We start from the raw sequence: 16,081 nt of genomic DNA, 5'->3' as shown, positions 1-16,081 counted from the left end.
GCGACCCGCCGCGCGTGTCGTGCGGCCGGATCAGCCGGCGTGCGGCACGACCTTGACGATCTTCACCATGGCCGGCTTGCCGTTCGGCAGCTCGTAGGTGGCCTCGTCGCCGATCTTCTTGCCGTCGATCGCGCGGCCCAGCGGGGACTGCGGCGAGTAGACGTCCAGGTCGTCGGCGCCCGCGACCTCGCGGGAGGCGAGCAGGAACTCCATGAGGTCGTCCTCGTCGCCGTCGAAGGCGACCGTGACGACCATGCCGGGAGCCACCACGCCGGAGTCGGCCGGGGCCTCGCCGACCTTGGCGCGCTCCAGCAGCTGGGTCAGCTGGCGGATGCGCAGCTCGTACTTGCCCTGCTCCTCCTTCGCCGCGTGGTAGCCGGCGTTCTCCTTGAGGTCCCCCTCCTCGCGCGCCGCCTCGATCTTCTGGGCGATCTCGATGCGCCAGGGCCCGGTCAGGTGGTCCAGCTCGGCCTTGAGCTGGTCGTAGCCGGCCTGAGTGAGCCAGGTCACGTTCTCACTGGTCTGGGTCACGGGTGCTCCTCGTAGGTGCTGGGGCTGTGCTGAGGGTGTGAGTCGTCAGCAGGGGTCGGTGGTGATATCGGTCTCAACTACAAAGCAACGCCCGCTCCCGTACCATCCGGTGCGGAAGGGGCGAAACCACGAGCCTAACAAGTCCCGCTGACAAGCGGGAGGGGCGTTTGCGCCCCGTTGACGGCGGCGTTACGCCGGGGTGTACGGCAACGGAGTGCGGGACCCTCTACGGATGCCCGCTCTCCGGATCGAATATGCGCGCTAGCGGGGGCGGGTGGGCCGCTCGGGGCGCGCGCCGCCCGGGGAGCGCGCTGTGCGGCGCCCTCCGCGCTCCGCGGTGCCTGCTGTGCTGAGCCCGTCCGTGCCGTGCCCGCTTGTGCCGTGCCCGCGTGTCCCGCGGCGGCTCACTTGGCCGGGGTGCAGCCCAGCAGCTCGGCGGTGGTGCCGCGGGAGGCGGTGCGCAGGGTGACCACCGCGTCATAGCTGGAGCCGGCCGCCGGGACGGGGAAGTCGGCCACCCCGACCACCCCGTGGTCCTCGCCCTGCGAGCGGACCGTGCAGGTGCCGGCCTGCCCGTTGCTCTTGCGCACGGTGAGGTGCAGCTGGACCTCGGAGTCGGAGAGCACCTGGAAGGTCGGCACCGAGCCGTTGATCTTCGTCTCGCGCAGCAGGTAGGAGCCGCCCAGCCAGGCGATCAGGCCCAGGCCGAGCACCCCGCAGACCGCGCCGACCACCTTCAGGCGGCGGTCCGAGTCGCGGTCGCCGCCGCGCCCGTAGCGCCCCTCGGGCAGAGCGGGGGCGGTGGTGTCTGCACTCATCGGACTCCGTCCTCTCCTGGGGAGGGGCCGCGCGGGGTGGTGCGGGGGGAATGCGACGCTCCTCCAGTCCGTCACTATAGGAGGGGCACGCCCGCGGCCGGTCCGGCGGGGGCAGGGCTCGGCCGCGTCGTCGACGTTCAGCGGCCGGCCCCGCGGCGACGCGGTCCCCCAGTGAGCGGTTCGAACGGTGGGCAGACCCGGCTTCGCGGAACGCCCGACGATTGTGGAAGGAACGCAAGGCGTTGACTGAGCAGTTGCGACTGATGGCGGTGCACGCCCACCCGGACGACGAGTCCAGCAAGGGCGCGGCCACCATGGCCATGTACGTCGAGCAGGGCGTGGACGTGCTGGTGGCCACCTGCACGGGGGGCGAGCGCGGGTCGGTCCTCAACCCCAAGCTCCAGGGGGACCCGTACATCGAGGAGAACATCCACGAGGTGCGCCGCAAGGAGATGGACGAGGCGCGGGCGATCCTCGGCGTCAAGCAGGCCTGGCTGGGCTTCGTGGACTCCGGCCTGCCCGAGGGGGACCCGCTGCCCCCGCTGCCCGAGGGCTGCTTCGCGCTCCAGGACGTCAAGGAGGCGGCGGAGCCGCTGGTCCGGCTGATCCGCGAGTTCAGGCCGCAGGTCATCACGACCTACGACGAGAACGGCGGCTACCCGCACCCGGACCACATCATGACCCACAAGATCACCATGCTGGCCTTCGACGCCGCCGGCGACCCGGACGCCTACCCGGAGGCCGGCGAGCCCTGGCAGCCGCTCAAGCTGTACTACAACCACGGCTTCCCGATGGGCCGCATCCGGGCCCTGCACGAGTACCTCACCGAGCACGGCCACGAGTCGCCGTACGGCGAGTGGATCGCGGGCTGGGAGAAGAGCGGCCGCAAGGAGCGCGAGATCACCACCCGGGTCCGCTGCGGCGACTGGTTCGAGACCCGCGACCGCGCGCTGATCGCCCACGCGACCCAGATCGACCCGGACGGCCCGTGGTTCCGCGTCCCGCTGGAGGTCCAGCGCGAGGTCTGGCCCACCGAGGACTACGAGCTCGCCCGTACCCTGGTCGACGTGGACCTGCCGGAGGACGACCTGTTCGCCGGCCTGCGCACCCCCACCCTGGTGGCCGAGGCCGCCGACACGCGCGACTGAACCACCCCCCGACGGCCCGGCTCCCCGTGAGCCGGGCCACCATAGAGATATGAGTGCCTCCGTGAACCTCGTCCACCTCGCCGCTGACCTCGCCGTCGACGACGCCAAGGTCACCCCCGGCCTCCTCGGCTTCGTCGTCTTCGCCGCCCTGGGCGTCGCGACCTGGTTCCTGGCCAAGTCGATGAACCGGCAGTTCAAGAAGGTCGACTTCGTCGAGGAGCCGGAGGCCCCGAAGGAGTGAGCCGTCGGCCGGCCCCCGGTGGGGCCGGCCTTCGACGGGGGGCGGGCCTTCGACGGCGCCGCGGGGCTGACTCGCCGGTCGGCCCGGTGGTCGGCCCGGCGGCTGTTTCGCGCCTGCCGACCGGTCCGTCCAGGCCGTTCGGCACATCCGGCGGCGGTCGGATCGGGCCGGACCGGTGCCTCGAACGATCAAATGGGCCGATCGGCCGATGGCGACGCGCCTTGTCCGCGGGCAAGGATGTCGGTGCGGCGATCAGGGCGCGGGGTTCCCCTGAGCCGTCACGACCGAAGAATCCCGGGTGGGGGTTCGGCCTGTGATTCGCGTTGCCATGTCCGCCGAGGATCTGACTCGGGTCCGCATTGCCGACAGCGCCGACCAGGAGACGGAGGCGGCGCTGGCGCTGGAGGCCTGGCGCAGCGGCGGGGAGCGGTTCCGCCCCTGGCAGCGGGCCGTGCGCGGGCAGCTGGCGCGGCAGCCGGTGCTGGCCGAGCGGCTGCGGCGCCTCGCGGGGCCCGACGGCGGGTCCGGGGACGTCCTGCGGGTCTGGGGGAACGGGCGGATCGTGCCCTCCGGCCGTGGCGCCGAGTCGGCGGTGCGGCGGGCCGACGTCGCCGCGGCGGTCCGCGAGTTCCACCGGGTGGTCGTGCGGCCCTGCTGGGCGGAGGCCCGGGCACGGCTGGAGGCGGAGCGGGACGTCCGTCGGCAGATCGCCGGCCGCGGCGGGGTGGAGGCGCTGCTCGGCACGCTGCACCCGCGGATCCGCTGGTCGACCCCGGTGCTGGAGCTCCCCTCCGACCACGACGTCGAACTCACCCCCGGCGGGCGGGGGTTGCGGCTGGTGCCGTCGCTCTTCGTGCAGGGCGCCGGGGTGCTGCTCCGGCCCCGGTGCGGGGATCCGGAGGAGGCCCCGACGCTGCTCTTCGCGATGCGGCCCGACCGGCTGGCGCTGCCCGTGCCGGTGGGCGCCCCGGTGGCGGAGCCCGCGAGCCCCGGCAGCTGGGTGCCCCCGGCCGCCCTGGTCGCCCTGTTCGGCCCGGGCAAGGCCGCGCTGCTGCACGCCGCGCTGGACGGCTGCACCACCGCGGAGCTGGCGGGCCGGCTCGGCGTGGCCGCTCCGGAGGTCGGCCGGCACGCCGCCGTGCTGAGGGCGGCCGGGCTGATCGACACCCGGCCCTGCGGCGCGGGCGTGCTGCACACCGCCACGGCCCTGGGGCGGGCGCTGCTGTGCGGCGGGGTCCCGTCGGGCGGGGAGGGCCGGATCAGCCGCGCCCGGCCAGGCCCGATTCCCAGGCCCAGGCGGCGATGCCGACCCGGTTGCGAGCCCTCAACTTGCGCTGGAGATTGCCCAGATGGGACTTGACGGTGCTCGGTGAGATGAACAGCTCGGCGCCGATGTCGGCGTTGGTCAGCCCCTCGGCGACCAGGACGGCGACTTCCTTCTCGCGGCTGGTCAGCGGCTCGGCGAGGGCGCGGTCCGCCCGGCCCCGGCCGGTGAAGTGGTGCAGCAGACGGGTGGTGATCCGCGGGCTGATCAACGAGTCGCCGACGACCGCGGACCGCACGGCCTCGGTCAGCAGCGTCGGCCCCGCCTGCTTGAGCAGGAAGCCGCTGGCCCCGTTGCGCAGCGCGGCGTGCACGTACTCGTCGAGGTCGAAGGTGGTCACCACCACGACCTTCACCTCCGGCGCCGTCTCGGCCAGCCGGCGGGTGACCTCCAGCCCGTCCAGCTCCGGCATCCGGATGTCGACCAGCAGCACGTCGGGCTGCAGCGCCCGGACGGTCTCCAGCGCGGCCAGCCCGTTCGCGGCCTCCGCCACGACCTCCATGTCGGGCTGCGCCGACAGGATGTGGCGAAACCCCTGGCGGACGCCTGCCTGGTCGTCGGCGATCACGACACGCGTCTTCATGGCGTCATGATCGCACGCACCCGCGCAGGCCCCCGGCCCGAGCCCGGAACTCCCCCGGAACGGTTCCGGTCGGAACAGCCCGCCGCCGCTCCCGAAAGTTCCGGTAGGAACCACAATTCACCCCGCCCCACCGTCCACCGGCCTCCGGCCGCGACACCGCGGTCGGCGCCCCGCCCGTACGCCGACCGGCCGCCTCCGGCGTGGAGCGGCACTCCCGGTTCGGCCCCGGGAGCTGGGCCGGACGGTCCGGATCGTGCGACGATGCCGCTATGAACCGCTTGGCCCGCGCCACGTCCCCCTACCTCCAGCAGCATGCCGACAACCCGGTGGACTGGTGGGAGTGGAGCCCCGAGGCGTTCGAGGAGGCGCGGCGGCGGGGGGTGCCGGTGCTGCTGAGCGTCGGGTATGCGGCGTGCCACTGGTGTCATGTGATGGCGCACGAGAGCTTCGAGGACGCCGGGCTCGCCGAGTACGTCAACGAGCGGTTCGTCGCGGTGAAGGTGGACCGGGAGGAGCGGCCGGACGTCGACGCGGTGTACATGGAGGCGGTGCAGGCCGCGACGGGGCAGGGCGGGTGGCCGATGACGGTGTTCCTCACCCCCGACAAGGAGCCGTTCTACTTCGGCACCTACTTCCCGCCCCAGCCCAGGCACGGGATGCCGTCCTTCCGGCAGGTGCTGGAGGGCGTGGACGCCGCCTGGCGGGAGCGGCGGCAGGAGGTCGGGGAGGTCGCCGGGCGGATCCGGGCCGAGCTGGCCGAGCGGGCCGCCGTGTACTCGGCCGGCGCCCACAACCCGCCCGGCGAGGCCGACCTGCACCAGGCGCTGGTGACGCTCAGCCGGGACTTCGACCAGAGCCGCGGCGGCTTCGGTGGCGCGCCCAAGTTCCCGCCGGCCATGGTGCTGGAGTTCCTGCTGCGCCACCACGCCCGGACCGGCTCGGAGGCGGCCCTGGAGATGGCCGTCCGCACCGGTGAGGCGATGGCCCGCGGCGGCATCCACGACCAGCTCGCCGGCGGCTTCGCCCGGTACGCGGTGGACGCCGGCTGGGTGGTGCCGCACTTCGAGAAGATGCTGTACGACAACGCCCTGCTGCTGCGCGTCTACCTGCACCTGTGGCGCTCCACCGGCTCGGAGCTGGCCCGCCGGGTCGCGCTGTCCACCGCCGACTTCCTGCTGCGCGACCTCCGCACGCCCGAGGGCGCGTTCGCGTCCGCGCTGGACGCCGACAGCCTGGACGAGGAGACCGGGCAGACGGCCGAGGGCGCCTACTACGTGTGGGAGCCGGGCCAGCTGGTCGACCTGCTCGGCCCCGCCGACGCGGCCACCGCCGCCCGGCTGTTCACCGTCACCGCCGAGGGCACCTTCGAGCACGGCACCTCGGTGCTCCAACTCCTCGCCGATCCGGAGGACTTCGCCGAGTACGAGGCGATCCGGGCGCGGATGGCCGAGGCCCGCACGGCCCGCCCCGCCCCGGCCCGGGACGACAAGGTGGTCGCCGCCTGGAACGGTCTGGCCATCGCCGCGCTCGCCGAGACCGGCGCGCTGCTGGACCGCCCCGACCTGGTCGAGGCCGCCGAACGCGCCGCCGACCTGCTGCTCGCCGTCCACCTCACCCCCGACGGCCGGCTGCTGCGCACCTCCCGGGACGGCCGGCCCGGGGCCAACGCCGGCGTGCTGGAGGACTACGCGGACACCGCCGAGGGCTTCCTCGCGCTGTTCGCCGTCACCGGCGAGGCCTCCTGGCTCCAGCTGGCGGGCGGCCTGCTCGACACCGTGCTCAAGCACTTCACCGACGAGGCCTCCGGCGCGCTCTACGACACCGCGGACGACGCCGAGGAGCTGATCCGCCGCCCGCAGGACCCGACCGACAACGCCACCCCGTCCGGCTGGACGGCCGCTGCCGGCGCCCTGCTCGGCTACGCCGCGTACACCGGCTCCGACCGGCACCGCACGGCCGCCGAGCGCGCCCTCGGCGTGGTCGGCGCGCTCGCCGGCCGGGCGCCGCGGTTCATCGGCTGGGGGCTCGCCGTCGCCGAGGCGCTGCTCGACGGGCCGCGCGAGATCGCCGTCGTCGGCCCGGACGGCGACCCGGCCACCGCGGCGCTGCGACGGGCCGCGCTGCTCGGGACGGCGCCGGGAGCGGTGGTCGCGGTCGGCGCGCCCAGGCAGCCCGGGGAGCCGGAGGCGGCCGGGGAGCCCGAGGTGCCGCTGCTGGCCGACCGGCCGCTGGTCGGCGGGGCGCCCGCGGCGTACGTCTGCCGGCACTTCGCCTGCGACGCCCCGACCACCGACCCGGCGGTACTGGCGGAGAAGCTGGGCGTGACCGTCGAGTAGCGGGTGCACCGCCCGCCCGGCGGGGCGGAAAAGCGTTGGCGAGCCTCCCGGGGCCGGGCCACCATGGGCCATGGCCTGGACCTTCAGCACCTCCCTCGACGAGTTCCGCGACCAGGCGGGGGCCTTCCTGGCCGCCCGCCCCGCCGAGAACACCGTCCTGCTCACCATCGCGCACCGGCTGGCCCGTTCCGGCCTGACGGTGTTCGGCGAGCCGCCGGTCTTCGGCTGGTGGCGGGCCGGGGACGGCGCTGCGGTCGCGGGGGCGTTCCTCCGGACGCCGCCGTTCGTCCCCCGGCTCTCCGCCATGCCGCCGGTCGCGGCCGCCGGGCTGGCGACCGCCCTGGCCGCCGCCGGGAGCGCCTTCACCACGGTGACCGGGGTCGGCGGCGGTGCCGAGGCGGTCCGCGCCTTCGCCGCCGCCTGGACGGCGGCCACCGGCGCCGAACAGTCCGTCCGCCGCGACGAACGGCTCTACCGGCTCGGCGAGTTGACGGCCCCGCCGCGCCCGCCCGCAGGCCGCCACCGACTCGCCGAACCGGCCGACCGCGACCTGGCGGTCCGCTGGTACGGGGAGTTCCTGGCCGAGGCCGGGGTGGAACTCCCCGATGTCCCGCGCGCGGTGGACGAGCGGACGGCCGTCGGCGGGCTGCACCTGTGGGAGGACGGCGAGGGCCGGCCGGTCGCCCTGGCCGGCAGCAGCCCGATCCTGGCCGGCATGGCCCGCATCGGCCCGGTCTACACCCCCGCCGCAAGCCGCGGCCGCGGTTACGGCACCGCCGTCACCGCCGCCGCCTCGGCCCACCTCCTCGCCCGCGGCGCCACCGAGGTCCTGCTCTACACCGACCTCGCCAACCCCACCAGCAACTCCATCTACCAGCAGATCGGCTACCTGCCGGTGGAGGACTCGCTGATCATGGACTTCCACCGGCCGCGGTAGGGGCGGAGGGGTGCGGTGGTGGTGGGAGGGCAAGCCGCTCCGTTCGTCGAGGCGTCCCTGAGCACCCCCCCCGCGCCCCCGCACCCCCTCACCCCCGCACCCCCCTCACTCCCAGTCCCACCGGATCCCCAGCAGGCACGGCCGCAGCGCCGTCGCCACCAGGTGGACGCAGTGGTGCCCGTCGAGGGTGAGCTCCTCGGTCTCGTACGGGGCGGCGCCGGGGGAGTGGAGGGCGAAGCGGTGGCAGCGGACGGGAAGGGCGGCGGGGTGGAAGGTGACCTGGAGGACGTACTGGCCGGCGCCGGAGTTGAAGCCGCGGACGTACTCGCAGCTGGGGTCGGGGGAGGGCGCGTCGTCGAAGCCGTAGCCGAGCAGGTGGGTGTCCCCGGCGCGCAGGCGGCGGTCGAGGAGGAGTTCGGCGGCCAGCAGGTGGTGGGCCTGATCGCGGCGGACACGGCCGGGGCGGCAGTTCTCCTCGGCGCGGACGCCCACGCGGGTGATGTCGCTGCCCGGGTCGCCCTGGTAGAGGGCGAGGTAGCGGTCGATGCCGTCGCGGTGGGCGCGCAGGGCGTGCTGGGAGTCGCGGCGGATGAGCTGGCGGTCGGGGCCGACCCGGATGCGTTCGATGTGGGTGATGGTGTGCAGCCCGGTGTCGCGCGGGCCGGCGAGGGTGGCCAGCAGGCCGTCGACGGCGACGGCCGGGGAGATGAGGTCGCGGTAGGGGCGGACGGGCGGGCCGGCGGGGGCGGGGCCGGCCGCACGGCGGGGGCCGAGCAGCCGGGTGAGGGAGTGCTCGGGCAGGTCGAGGACCTCCTCCAGGGCGGCGACGGCGCGCAGTGACTCGGCGCGTTCGGGGCGGCGGCGCCCCTGCTGCCAGTAGCTGAGGCTGGTGAGGCCGACGGTGACGCCGCGCAGCGCGAGGTGGCGGCGGATGCGGTGCAGGGCGAGGCCCCGGGCGGAGATCGCGGTGCGCAGGGCGAGGTGGAAGGGGCCGGTGCGCAGGGCGGCGGCGAGGTCGGCTGGGTCGCTCTTGTGGATGGCGGCCTCCTGGGGGCGGGCGGACCGGCGCGGGGCGGCTCCGGGCGGACCGGGGTGTGACCGTGAATATTCACATCGGTGCGGTGGTTTGTCACCGGTCCTGGCCTGCTGCGCGGGGGTTCCCCGGGCGCCGTTCACAGCCGCGTCCGCGCGTTCACACCCCGGCGCGGGCCTCTCCGGGAGCTGTTGACCTGTCCCTGACGAGGCGCGATGCTCGGGGCCCGCGATCCGGACCGCGCCCCCCACAGCACTTCGCTCCACTCGCGCAAGGAGGCACCACCGCCATGCCAGTTCCACGGATACGGCTGCGCCGCGCGGTCTCGCTGCTCGCCCTCGGCGTGCTGGGCCCGGCGCTCACCGCCGCGGTCGCCGCGCCCGCGGTCGCCGCCCCGGCCGGGCAGCCGGCCCGGTACCAGGCCCAGGGCGAGCCCCGCGCCTACGAACCCCGGGTCCAGGACCAGCCCCAGTCGCAGCCGCAGGCCCAGGACCGGGCCGCGCACCAGGTCCGCCAGGCCGCCGCGCCCGGCAGCACGGCCGACCTGGCCGGCTCGTACAAGAAGCTCAACATCACCATGCAGCAGCAACAGCAGACCAACTGGTGCTGGGCGGCGAGCGGGAACACCATCGCCACCTGGTTCGGCTACAACTACAGCCAGAACCAGTTCTGCAACGCCGCGTTCGGCCGCTCCGCCAACTCCAGCTGCCCCAACAGCCAGGCCACGCTGGGCGACGTGCAGAACGGGCTGAGCCGGATCGGCATCAGCCCGGGCTCGTACGTCAACGGGTACCTGAACTACGGCACCGTGCAGTCCGAGGTGAACGCCGACCGCCCGATCGAGACGCGCATCCAGTGGAGTTCCGGCGGCGGCCACATGCACGTCCTCTACGGCTACGACACCGGCAGCAACTGGGTCTACTGGGGCGACCCGTGGCCCTCCAACTACCGCTACAACTGGGCGGACTACGGGTACTACGTGAACAACGGCACGTTCTCCTGGACCCACTCCCTGTACCGGATCGGCGCGTGAGGGCGACCATGACCGAGACCACGGGCCGCCGTCGGGCCGCCACCACCACCGCCACCGTCCTGTTCGCCGCCGGCCTCGCGCTGGCGCTCGCCCCGGCCGCGCACGCGGACTCCCCGTCCGCTCCGGCGCCGGTGCCCGCCGCCGAGCTGGCGGGGGCCCGCGGGGCGGTCCAGGACCCGGCCGTCCTCGACAGGGTCGGCCACTTCTTCGCCCGCAAGGGCGTCCCGCCGACGCAGCAGCTGACCATCGGCGCCGCCGAGGAGGCCAGGGCGGCGAGCGCGGCCGCGCCGCGGCTGGTCGGCGACACCGTCCCGGTGTACCTCCTCGACCCGGGCTTCGTGGCCGGCACCCCCGGGGCACCGGTGGCGACGGCGCAGTTCACCGCCAGCAAGGTGGTCGCGGCGGACGGGCAGAGCGCCTCGGTCTGGACCGTCCGGCAGGACGGCGGCTGGCGGGTGGTCAACATCGCCTCGGGCGGTGACGAGAGCGACTACGCGGCGAAGGCGGCGGGCAGCGGCGGCGGTACCGCGTTCCGCGAGCCGCAGGTCAACGCCTGGTACGTGGTGCGCGACGGCCGGGTGCTGCCGCTGGACGACGAGGCCCGGCGCTCGGTGGGCGCGGGCGGGGTGACGCTGGCCGCGTACCAGCAGCTGGTGCACCAGCGGTACGGCGACAAGCTGCCCGGTTCGGCGTACGACCGGGCGGGCGAGGGCGGCGGCTACGAGGTGGACGCCGCGCACCAGTCCGGGGCGGCGACGCAGTCCGGCCCGGCCTCGCAGTCCGGCCCGGCGTCGCAGTCCGTGGCCGCGCCGGACCGCGCGGCGGCGCCGGAGCTCGCGGCCGAGGCGCGGCCCGGGGGCGGCGGCTCGGTGCTGCCGGCCGTGACGGCGGTCGCCGCCCTGGGCGCCACCGCCCTGGTGGGCGCGGGCGCCGCGGTGCGGCGCAGGGCGGCCGTCCGCCGGGGCTGACGGCGGGCGGGGCCGAGAGGGGCCACGCAGGTGCCCGGCCGGGGTTTCCCGGCCGGGCACCTCGTTTTGGCTACGCTCCGTGATGTGTCCTGGAAGTGCTGCTTCCGCACAAGGAATTGACGCAACGTTGATCTGGCGTTCGCCGCCCTGAGGCGGTAGGCCATGACTGTCGGTAGATACGATGTGGCAATCGGTCAGTGCTGGCCGACGCGTGCCGAGAGCGGAGAAGAGGTGGGGCGGCGGGAGCCGACCACGAGCCCGGCACCGGGAAAGGGGACCGAAGTGGCCGACGCGGACGACAGGCAGATGGGCGCCCAGGTGTGGGGCGCGGCGGTGGTGGTGGGCTCGGCGCTGGCCGTGGTCGCGGCCTATCTGATCAACGGCGCCCTGCTGGTCCTGGGGGTCGCCGGGGCCGAGACCCTGCTGCTCATGGTCTACGTCGCCCGCCGCTGGCGCGCGCTGCACGGCGGGCCGGCCGCGGTCCGGCACCGTCCGCGCCGCGGCATTCCGGACGCGGCACACTGCGAGCGCTGCCGCCGGGCCCGCGAGGCGCTGGACGCCCGGCAGGCCCGGGCCGGCGGGGCGCGGTGGGGCGAGGCCGGGGCGAGGTGGCCCGGTTTCGAGCGGCGCCGGCCCGGTGTCGGCGCGCTCCCGGCCCCGGCTCCCGGCTCGTCGGGCGGGTCGTACCGGCCGTCGTCCGCGCCCCACCACCCCGGGCACGGCGACCAGCAACCCGGGCACGGCGAGCAGCACCACGCCCACGGGCTGCTGCAGGAACCCGGCCCGCAGCCGGAGTCCGGCGGGGGCGACCACCCGGCCTACCCGCGCCGCCCGCAGCTCCGGGCCCCGTACGAGCGGCCCTGGACGGCGGAGCGGGCGGCCGCCCGGCCCGTGGACCGTTCGACCGCCCGCCGGGGTGCGCCGGGCTCAGCCGGCCGTGCTGTACGCCACCAGTGAGACGCCGACGTACTGGACGATGAACGCCCCGAGGGTGAGGGCGTGGAACACCTCGTGGAACCCGAACCAGCGCGGTGAGGGGTTGGGCCGCTTGAGCCCGTACACCACGCCGCCGATGCTGTAGAGCACCCCGCCGACGATCATCAGGACCAGGACGGCGACCCCGCCGGTGCGCAGGAAGTCCGGCAGGAAGAAGGCGGCGGCCCAGCCCAGCGCGATGTACACCGGTGTGTACAGCCAGCGCGGCGCGCCGACCCAGAACACCCGGAACGCGATCCCGGCCAGCGCGCCGCCCCAGACCGCCCAGAGCAGCACCTGCTGGGCGGCGCCCTTGAGCAGCAGCATGGTGAACGGCGTGTAGGTGCCCGCGATGATCAGGAAGATGTTCGCGTGGTCCAGCCGGCGCAGCACGGCGTCCCCGCGCGGGCCCCAGTCGAAGCGGTGGTACACCGCGCTGACCCCGAACAGCAGCCACGCGCTGACCGAGTAGACCGCACACGCGATCTTGGCGGGCGTGGAGTCGGCCAGGCAGATCAGCACGATGCCGGCGGCCACCGTGGCGGGGAACATCCCGGCGTGCAGCCAGCCGCGCCACTTCGGCTTGTTCTCCGTGAGTGCACTCTCCGCGAGCGCAGCAGCAGTCATGCGCAGCATGCTACCCGCTACCTACGGCTCCGTAGGTTACTGCCGCGTAGGAAGTGGTGATCGTCACTGTTGGACGTTTTGGAGTATTTGGAGTGTGGCCCCGCACACTCCGTCATGGACTCGCCCGGCGAGTTACTCGCCAGTAATCATACTGGCTGGAGTAAAGGCTGCGTCAATTTCGACGCTTCGCCGCGTTCGGGCCTTGAGTGCGGAGCTACGCTGCAAGAACCCTCAGACCCCCGCGACGCCGTCTCCTCGCCGAGATGGCGTGAAACGGAGCGATCGTGTCGTACGAGATCTCTGCTCTCAGCGCATCCGCGCCCACCCGCCACAAGCAGCTGCTCGCTTGGGTGAGCGAGATCGCCGAGCTCACCCAGCCGGACCGTATCGAGTGGTGCGACGGTTCCGACGAGGAGTACCAGCGTCTCGCGGACCTGCTGGTGGCTCAGGGCACCTTCAAGAAGCTCAACGAGGAGAAGCGCCCCAACTCCTACTACGCCGCCTCGGACCCGTCCGACGTGGCGCGGGTGGAGGACCGCACCTTCATCTGCTCCGAGCAGGAGAAGGACGCCGGACCGACCAACCACTGGAAGGCCCCCGCCGAGATGCGGGCCGTCTTCCAGGGCGAGCAGGGGCTGTTCCGCGGCGCGATGAAGGGCCGCACGATGTACGTCGTGCCCTTCTCGATGGGCCCGGTCGGCTCCCCGCTGGCCGCGTACGGCGTCGAGATCACCGACTCCGCCTACGTCGCCGTCTCCATGCGCGTGATGACCCGCATGGGCCAGGCCGTGCTGGACCAGCTCGGCGAGGACGGTGACTTCGTCCGGGCCGTGCACACCGTCGGCGCCCCGCTGGCCGAGGGCCAGGCGGACGTGCCGTGGCCGTGCAACAGCACCAAGTACATCTCGCACTTCCCGGAGACCAGGGAGATCTGGTCCTACGGCTCGGGCTACGGCGGCAACGCCCTGCTCGGCAAGAAGTGCTACGCGCTGCGCATCGCCTCGACCATGGCCCGCGACGAGGGCTGGCTGGCCGAGCACATGCTCATCCTGAAGCTCACCCCGCCGAACGGCGAGTCCAAGTACGTCGCCGCCGCCTTCCCCTCGGCCTGCGGCAAGACCAACCTGGCCATGCTCCAGCCGACCGTCCCGGGCTGGAAGGTCGAGACGATCGGCGACGACATCGCCTGGATGCGCTTCGGCGCCGACGGCCGCCTCCACGCGATCAACCCCGAGGCCGGCTTCTTCGGCGTCGCCCCCGGCACCGGCGTGGACACCAACGCCAACGCCATCGACACCCTCTGGGGCAACACCGTCTTCACCAACGTCGCCCTCACCGACGACGGCGACGTGTGGTGGGAGGGCCTCACCGAGGAGCCCCCGGCGCACCTCGTCGACTGGCGCGGCAACGACTGGACCCCCGAGTCGGGCACCCCGGCCGCGCACCCGAACGCCCGCTTCGCCGTCCCGGCCGCGCAGTGCCCGACCATCGCCCCGGAGTGGGAGGACCCGGCGGGCGTGCCGATCTCGGCGATCCTGTTCGGTGGCCGCCGTGCCACCGCCGTCCCGCTGGTGACCGAGTCCTTCGACTGGCAGCACGGCGTCTTCCTGGGTGCCAACATCGCCTCCGAGAAGACCGCCGCCGCCGAGGGCACCGTCGGCGAGCTGCGCCGCGACCCGTTCGCGATGCTGCCGTTCTGCGGCTACAACATGGGCGACTACTTCGCCCACTGGCTGAAGGTCGGGGCCCAGGCGGACGCCGCCAAGCTGCCGAAGATCTACTACGTCAACTGGTTCCGCAAGGACGCCGAGGGCAAGTTCGTCTGGCCCGGCTACGGCGAGAACAGCCGTGTGCTCAAGTGGGTCGTCGAGCGCCTGGAGGGGACCGGCGAGGGCGTCGAGACCCCGATCGGCGTGCTGCCGACCGTCGAGGGCTTCGACCTCGACGGCCTGGACCTGTCCAAGGAGGACCTCGACCTGCTCTTCACCGTGGACGCCGACATCTGGCGCCAGGAGGCCGCGCTCGTGCCGGCCCACCTGGAGACCTTCGGCGACCACACCCCGAAGGAGCTGTGGGACGAGTACCGGAACCTCGTCGCGCGCCTCGGCTGAGCCTGAGCCTCAACCGGGACAGAGGCGGGCGCGCGGCACGAACCGCGCGCCCCGCCGAGCGACAGGACGGCCGGAGTTCCGCCGGGCGATCTTCCCCCGACCAAGGAGATCGCCCGGGGCGGGGCTCCGGCCGTAGTGTTCTCCCGAGCGTCCCGGCTACGGCTGGACGTAACCGCCGAGGAAGTCGCCGATCCGGGTCACCGCGTCGGTGATCTCCTCCGCCCGGGGCAGCGTGACCAGCCGGAAGTGGTCCGGCTCGGGCCAGTTGAAGCCGGTGCCCTGGACCAGCAGGATGCGCTGCGAGCGCAGCAGGTCGAGCACCATCCGGGCGTCGTCCCTGATCTTGTGGACCTTGGGGTCGAGCCGGGGGAAGGCGTACAGCGCGCCCTTGGGCTTGACGCAGCTGACCCCCGGGATCCGGTTGAGCAGCTCGTGGGCCGCGTCGCGCGAGGCGTGCAGCCGCCCGCCGGGCAGCACCAGGTCGCGGATCGACTGCCGCCCGCCGAGCGCGGCGGCCACCGCGTGCTGCGCGGGCATGTTGGCGCACAGCCGCATCGAGGCGAGCACCGTCAGGCCCTCGATGTAGCTGCGGGCCCGCTGCCGGTCGCCGGACAGCACCATCCAGCCGGAGCGGAAGCCCGCGACCCGGTACGCCTTGGACAGTCCGTTGAAGGTGACGCAGAAGAGGTCCGGGGCCAGGGTGGCCAGCGGGACGTGCTCGACGCCGTCGTAGAGGATCTTGTCGTAGATCTCGTCCGCGTAGACCACCAGGTCGTGCCGGCGGGCGATCTCCGTGATGCCCTCCAGCACCTCGCGGGGGTAGACCGCGCCGGTGGGGTTGTTCGGGTTGATCACCACGATGGCCCTGGTCCGGTCGGTGACCTTGGCCTCGATGTCGGCGAGGTCCGGGTACCACTCGGACTGCTCGTCGCAGCGGTAGTGCACGGCGGTGCCGCCGGCCAGCGAGACCGAGGCGGTCCACAGCGGGTAGTCCGGGGCCGGGACGAGCACCTCGTCGCCGTCGTCCAGCAGCGCGGTCATGGCCAGCTGGATCAGTTCGGAGACGCCGTTGCCGAGGAAGACGTCGTCGACGGAGAGGCCGTGCAGCCCGCGGTCCTCGTAGTGCATCACCACCGCGCGGCGGGCGGCGAGCAACCCCTTGGAGTCGCCGTAGCCGTGCGCGGTGGCGAGGTTGCGCAGGACGTCCTGGAGGATCTCCGGAGGCGCCTCGAATCCGAAGGCGGCCGGGTTGCCGGTGTTGAGCTTGAGGATGCGGTGGCCCTGTTCCTCCAGCCGCATCGCCTCGTCGAGGACCGGGCCGCGGATGTCGTAGCAGACATGGGCGAGCTTGCTGGACTGGATGACCTGCATGTCCGCCTACTTTAGGGGTACGGAGGGGGCGTGCGGCGGGTCTCC

Annotated in this window: 15 protein-coding genes; 9 read left to right on the top strand and 6 right to left on the bottom strand. The window is 73.8% G+C overall.

Annotated features, from left to right (window positions below):
* Positions 1-30 precede the first annotated feature (30 nt).
* Together greA and ACH5AR_RS24650 are read right to left on the bottom strand one after the other, a co-directional pair.
* The gene (greA, locus tag ACH5AR_RS24655) at positions 31-531 is read right to left on the bottom strand and encodes a transcription elongation factor GreA (protein ID WP_030286600.1); all 501 of its coding nucleotides are present in this window, start codon (positions 529-531) and stop codon (positions 31-33) included.
* A gap of 404 nt (positions 532-935) precedes the next feature.
* Complete coding sequence (locus ACH5AR_RS24650; protein ID WP_396303664.1) at positions 936-1,349, bottom strand: DUF4307 domain-containing protein; 414 nt, start codon at positions 1,347-1,349, stop codon at positions 936-938.
* A 242-nt stretch (positions 1,350-1,591) separates the two neighbouring features.
* Between ACH5AR_RS24650 and mca the strand changes: the two genes are divergently transcribed.
* From mca to ACH5AR_RS24635, 3 genes are all read left to right on the top strand, one after another.
* Positions 1,592-2,497 (top strand): mycothiol conjugate amidase Mca, encoded by a 906-nt coding sequence (gene mca / locus ACH5AR_RS24645; RefSeq protein ID WP_396303663.1) that lies wholly within the window; start codon positions 1,592-1,594, stop codon positions 2,495-2,497.
* A 49-nt stretch (positions 2,498-2,546) separates the two neighbouring features.
* Positions 2,547-2,738 (top strand): hypothetical protein, encoded by a 192-nt coding sequence (locus tag ACH5AR_RS24640; protein ID WP_188297641.1) that lies wholly within the window; start codon positions 2,547-2,549, stop codon positions 2,736-2,738.
* A 328-nt stretch (positions 2,739-3,066) separates the two neighbouring features.
* Complete coding sequence (locus tag ACH5AR_RS24635; protein WP_396303662.1) at positions 3,067-4,098, top strand: hypothetical protein; 1,032 nt, start codon at positions 3,067-3,069, stop codon at positions 4,096-4,098.
* Here the strand turns inward: ACH5AR_RS24635 and ACH5AR_RS24630 are convergent.
* Positions 3,998-4,645 carry a response regulator gene (locus tag ACH5AR_RS24630; RefSeq protein WP_396303661.1) on the bottom strand — a complete coding sequence of 216 codons (648 nt, stop codon included), beginning with the start codon at positions 4,643-4,645 and terminating at the stop codon, positions 3,998-4,000. The genes ACH5AR_RS24635 and ACH5AR_RS24630 overlap by 101 nt on opposite strands.
* 269 nt (positions 4,646-4,914) lie before the next feature.
* Between ACH5AR_RS24630 and ACH5AR_RS24625 the strand changes: the two genes are divergently transcribed.
* A complete protein-coding gene (locus tag ACH5AR_RS24625; protein ID WP_396303660.1) occupies positions 4,915-6,981 on the top strand; it encodes a thioredoxin domain-containing protein in 2,067 nt (688 codons plus the stop codon).
* Between the two features lie 70 nt (positions 6,982-7,051).
* Entirely contained in the window at positions 7,052-7,918 is an 867-nt protein-coding gene (locus ACH5AR_RS24620; protein WP_396303659.1) for a GNAT family N-acetyltransferase, read from the top strand.
* A gap of 105 nt (positions 7,919-8,023) precedes the next feature.
* Here the strand turns inward: ACH5AR_RS24620 and ACH5AR_RS24615 are convergent, their stop codons facing one another.
* On the bottom strand, positions 8,024-8,956 hold the full coding sequence (locus ACH5AR_RS24615; RefSeq protein WP_396303777.1) for a hypothetical protein: 933 nt from the start codon (positions 8,954-8,956) through the stop codon (positions 8,024-8,026).
* Positions 8,957-9,240: 284 nt separating this feature from the next.
* On the opposite strand from ACH5AR_RS24615, the gene ACH5AR_RS24610 reads away from it, so the two are divergent.
* The 3 genes from ACH5AR_RS24610 (at position 9,241) to ACH5AR_RS24600 (ending at position 11,909) form a co-directional block, all read left to right on the top strand.
* Entirely contained in the window at positions 9,241-9,984 is a 744-nt protein-coding gene (locus ACH5AR_RS24610) for a papain-like cysteine protease family protein (RefSeq protein WP_396303658.1), read from the top strand.
* 8 nt (positions 9,985-9,992) lie between these two features.
* On the top strand, positions 9,993-10,952 hold the full coding sequence (locus tag ACH5AR_RS24605) for a hypothetical protein (RefSeq protein WP_396303657.1): 960 nt from the start codon (positions 9,993-9,995) through the stop codon (positions 10,950-10,952).
* Between the two features lie 282 nt (positions 10,953-11,234).
* Entirely contained in the window at positions 11,235-11,909 is a 675-nt protein-coding gene (locus ACH5AR_RS24600) for a hypothetical protein (RefSeq protein WP_396303656.1), read from the top strand.
* On the opposite strand, the gene ACH5AR_RS24595 is transcribed toward ACH5AR_RS24600, so the two are convergent.
* Positions 11,880-12,554: a hemolysin III family protein gene (locus ACH5AR_RS24595; protein ID WP_396303655.1), complete on the bottom strand. Its 675-nt coding sequence runs from the start codon at positions 12,552-12,554 to the stop codon at positions 11,880-11,882. The two genes, ACH5AR_RS24600 and ACH5AR_RS24595, sit on opposite strands and share 30 nt — an antisense overlap.
* A gap of 284 nt (positions 12,555-12,838) precedes the next feature.
* Between ACH5AR_RS24595 and ACH5AR_RS24590 the strand changes: the two genes are divergently transcribed.
* The gene (locus ACH5AR_RS24590; RefSeq protein ID WP_396303654.1) at positions 12,839-14,665 is read left to right on the top strand and encodes a phosphoenolpyruvate carboxykinase (GTP); all 1,827 of its coding nucleotides are present in this window, start codon (positions 12,839-12,841) and stop codon (positions 14,663-14,665) included.
* 156 nt (positions 14,666-14,821) lie between these two features.
* Here the strand turns inward: ACH5AR_RS24590 and ACH5AR_RS24585 are convergent, their stop codons facing one another.
* A complete protein-coding gene (locus ACH5AR_RS24585; protein ID WP_396303653.1) occupies positions 14,822-16,036 on the bottom strand; it encodes a pyridoxal phosphate-dependent aminotransferase in 1,215 nt (404 codons plus the stop codon).
* Positions 16,037-16,081 lie beyond the last annotated feature (45 nt).

It is taken from the genome of Kitasatospora sp. NPDC018619, from assembly GCF_044391605.1.
Classification (GTDB): Bacteria; Actinomycetota; Actinomycetes; order Streptomycetales; family Streptomycetaceae; genus Kitasatospora.
The sequence above is the reverse complement of the archived record's forward strand: the minus strand, read 5'-3'. Positions and strand labels throughout refer to the sequence as shown.